Source organism: Kitasatospora sp. SC0581 (genome assembly GCF_048159585.1).
Lineage (GTDB): Bacteria > Actinomycetota > Actinomycetes > Streptomycetales > Streptomycetaceae > Kitasatospora.
Genome location: NZ_JBLRWA010000063.1, coordinates 1 through 3,642, shown reverse-complemented (window position 1 = coordinate 3,642; position 3,642 = coordinate 1). Strand labels below are relative to the sequence as shown.

Genomic DNA, 3,642 nt, shown 5'->3' with positions numbered 1-3,642 from the left:
GTCGGCCTCCCGGGCACCCTCGCCGACGACCACGCGGTGAGCCAGGGAGACCTGCTCGGGAAGCGGGGGAGGTCCCCTACGAAGCTCAAGGCCGCCATGTGCGACTCGCTCGCCAAGAAGATGAGCGGCGTCCCCGACGAGCAGCTGCTGTCCGACCGCCAGCGCGAGCGCCTCGCCCGGGTCCGTGCCGGAGACCTCGCCGCGTACCGGCCGGAGTCCGGGGCCAACGGCTACGCCGACCACATCGACCAGGCCGACCTCGACAGCGGCGCGCGCCGCGAGCCCTGGGGCTACGTGAGGATGGGCGCCGAGGAGTACCGGGACTTCGCCCGTGCCGAGGCCGTCTCCCACCACGTCGCCGGGTGGGCGGCGACCTCCAACGACCACGACGCGGACGCCCTCGCCCTCCAGGAGACCGCCCGCCAGGCCTTCAACCTCACCGACACCATGGCCTGGGACCACGGGGACGCCGGCCTCGACGCCGAGACCGCCGCGGCTCTGGCCGAAGACGGCCCCGTGCTGCACGCCTTCCTCACCGCCATGTGGGAGAGCACCCAGGCGCACTTCGCCGACCTCGGCGTCACCCACGTCACCGTCCACCGCGGCTTCACCGGCGGCTACGACGACACCCACGTCAGCGGGATCGACGGCCAGGGCACGGTCACGGACCTGCCCCTGCGCCCGCTGTCCTCCTTCACCACCGAAGAGCATGTCGCCGCCGACTTCGCCACGCACGGCGGTGAGGTCCACACCGGCTACACGATCAGCGGCGACGTGCCCGTCACCCGCATCCTGGCCGTCCCGGGGACCGGCATCGGCTGCCTGGAGGAGTCCGAGATCGTCATCCTCGCCGGCCCCGGAGACTGGCACGTCCAGCAGGTCTACGCCGAGACCGACGGCGACAACTGGTACGACGGGTAGAACGAGACCCAAGCCCGCCGCCCGCCTACCGTGACCGCCACCAACCCAGCGAATCGGGAGCGACACGGTGGCACCGACCCCCAGCAGCACGCTGGACCACAAGCAGGCGATGCTCGGCGTGCTGGAGACCGACGACGACCAGGGCACCTTCACCACGCTCGTGTCGATCACCGGGCTGCGCGACCACGACGGCGACGTGATCGAGCCCGGAGCCTACGCCCGCACCCTCACGGAGATCACGCCGAAGGGGGTGTGGTCGCACGACTGGAACGTGTGGACCGCCCGCACCGAGCACACCGAGGAACTGCTGCCCGGCGATGCCCGGTTGCCCGCCGTCCTGCCGAACGGCCAGCCCTGGCCAGCCGAGGCCGGCGCGCTCCTCGTCAAGGGCCGCTGCAACCTGGCCACCCAGGCCGGGAAGGACATGTACGCCAACCTGCTGTTCTTCGGCGACCAGGTCCAGTGGTCGATCGGCTACCAGGTCCGAACGGCCAAACGCTCCAAAGGGGTTCGCCGCATCACCGACCTGGACCTGTACGAGTACAGCCCGGTGCTGTTCGGCGCGAACCCCTACACCTCGACCCTCGACCTCAAGCAGCGCAAGGCCCGCGGCGTCCTGGCCGACACCCAGGTGGAACTGGCGCCGCTGGCCGGCACGCTGGAGGAGCGGATCGACGCCATCGCCTCCGCCGTGGAGCAGCGCCTTCGCCCCACCGGGGAAGACCGCATCGAGCACGGCACGGTGCAGGTCATCGGCACCTACCCGGACCGGGTCATCGCCACCGTCTGGAGGTACACCGAGGACGGCTTCGGCTCGGCCAGCTGGGAGGTCCCGTACACGCTCTCCGGGGACGGCGTCCCGTCCGTCGGTCAGCCCAGCCCCGTGCGTCTGGTCCTCGACGTCGAGGGCACTGGCCCCGACGCGGCGCTGGCCGCCCTCGCGCCCGACGTGGAACGGGTCGCCTCCCAGATGAAGACCCTCGCGGACCTCCAGCACAAGGCGGGACGCGTCCTGTCCGGGGAGAACGCCGACCGCCTGGCCTCCGCCGTACAGCACCTGGTCACCGTGCTCGCCGCCGCCGGCATCGAATGGCAGACGCCCGAGCCCCCGACTGGCGAGAGCAAGAACCTGGCCACGGTGGTCCTCGAGGCGAACGAGATCAGCGCGGCCCTCGCGCTGTTCGCCGACGCCCGGGCCGAACCGAGTTTGTGATCATCGACTGGTGCCGTACAGTCGGGACCACCGACGCGGGGTGGAGCAGCTCGGTAGCTCGCTGGGCTCATAACCCAGAGGTCGCAGGTTCAAATCCTGTCCCCGCTACCACGAACGCTGAAGGGGCGGACACAAGCTTGTGTCCGCCCCTTCAGCGTTCCTCGGCTTCTACAGGCGCCGATTTCGGTTCGCCAGCACGCCGGTTGACCTGTTGATCGGGGGATTCCAGCCGGTTCCGGACGCCGCGCCGGAGATTGCCGACGGCGAGACGCCGAGCCGCTCGGCCAGGTTGGTCGGCGAGTAGTTGCCCCGGCCGAGCTCGTCGTTCCGGTAGGCGTCGCGGGTGATCCTTCCCAGGTCGACAGTGGCCCACGTCGCCAGTACCCGATAGCCCTCCCGCACCCAGTACTGGGTTTCGAGCGCCCAGATCCCCGACGGCAGGCTGGTGTCGTGCACAGCCGACCACGCGGCCGGGGCGATCAGATGACCGGCGACGTACACCTCCGCGTCCTGCACGCCACGGTGCGGTCGGACGGTCGGGGGAAGGGTCGTGTGCGCCAGTGCGGTCATCCAGCCCTCCGGGGCCTTGACCAGGCAGCCCCAGGGCCCGCGGGTCTGGGTTAACGGCCACAGGCGCCATGCCGTGTACCGGTGCAGCCACTCCTCCGCCTGCTCGGAGCTGTCCGACGGCCCGTACAACTCGACCGAGGAGGAAGAGATGATCCGCAGGGCCCACCCGGCGGAGGTCCGAACGACGTGGAACGCCGTCCCGTCGACGGTCAGGGGCGGCTTCGCATCGCGGTCGTCGGCCGGTGGGCACGAGGCGGCATCCAGGAGCGGCAGTTGGGGCCTGGGGAAGGGGTACATGCGTGTCTCCAGCGTGCTGGCCGGCGGTAGCCGGGTGTCCGGCACCCTGCCGGACACCACCACACTCACCCGCGTCGCACAGGCATGGGCACAGCCAAATCGACTCCTAGAAGGGTGACTTGAAAGGAGAGAACCCGGTGTTCGGCGCTGCCGGACATGCGCCTTGGCGCTCGACGCGACACTAGCGATCAGGTCTCCCTACGGTGTGCCGATCGCCGTGGCGATCCGGTGCTGACCGGTCGCACGGCTGGACCCCCTCCGTCCCGCGCTGGCGGGGTGGCCCGGCACCATCCCAAGGAGCGCCACACCGTGCCCACCACCACCGACAAGACCCGGCTCAAGGAGCTGAACGGCGCGCTGCGCGCCAAGGCCGCCGAACTCGACACCATCAGCGCGTCCTTCACCGTGGAGGACGGCGGAGTCACCGTCTCGGCCGAGAAGGCCGCAGCGTTCCGCAAGGCCCTCGGCGAGGCGCAGGAGATCAAGCAGCTGATCACCGACCTGGAGGGCGCGGACACCGTCCACGCCTTCCTCAACGAGCCCACCTCGCAGCCCTTCGCCCCGCAGGACGCCGCTCTCGCGGCCCACCTCGCCGGCCAGGTGAAGTCCCTCGGCCAGCAGTTCCTCGACAGCGACGAGTT

The 3,642-nt window shown here is 70.6% G+C and carries 3 protein-coding genes, 1 tRNA gene and 1 pseudogene; 4 read left to right on the top strand and 1 reads right to left on the bottom strand.

Annotation, left to right across the window (positions count from 1 at the left end; genetic code table 11):
- The 3 genes from ACLWS4_RS36985 to ACLWS4_RS36975 all read left to right on the top strand — a co-directional run.
- Positions 1-921: hypothetical protein (locus ACLWS4_RS36985; protein WP_416876419.1), on the top strand; the 921-nt coding region annotated here is incomplete at its 5' end.
- A 67-nt stretch (positions 922-988) separates the two neighbouring features.
- Positions 989-2,134, top strand: coding sequence for an HK97 family phage prohead protease (locus tag ACLWS4_RS36980; RefSeq protein ID WP_416876418.1), 1,146 nt, complete (start codon positions 989-991; stop codon positions 2,132-2,134).
- A gap of 34 nt (positions 2,135-2,168) precedes the next feature.
- Positions 2,169-2,245: transfer RNA gene (locus ACLWS4_RS36975), tRNA-Met, on the top strand.
- A 57-nt stretch (positions 2,246-2,302) separates the two neighbouring features.
- Here ACLWS4_RS36975 and ACLWS4_RS36970 read toward each other — a convergent pair.
- Positions 2,303-3,001: a hypothetical protein gene (locus ACLWS4_RS36970; RefSeq protein ID WP_416876417.1), complete on the bottom strand. Its 699-nt coding sequence runs from the start codon at positions 2,999-3,001 to the stop codon at positions 2,303-2,305.
- A gap of 309 nt (positions 3,002-3,310) precedes the next feature.
- On the opposite strand from ACLWS4_RS36970, the pseudogene ACLWS4_RS36965 reads away from it, so the two are divergent.
- A pseudogene (locus ACLWS4_RS36965) lies at positions 3,311-3,642 on the top strand (hypothetical protein); the annotation flags it as partial.

Excerpts from the sequence above, each read along its gene's own strand:
- ACLWS4_RS36970 (WP_416876417.1), bottom strand. The coding sequence starts at position 3,001 with ATGTACCCCTTCCCCAGGCCCCAACTGCCGCTCCTGGATGCCGCCTCG.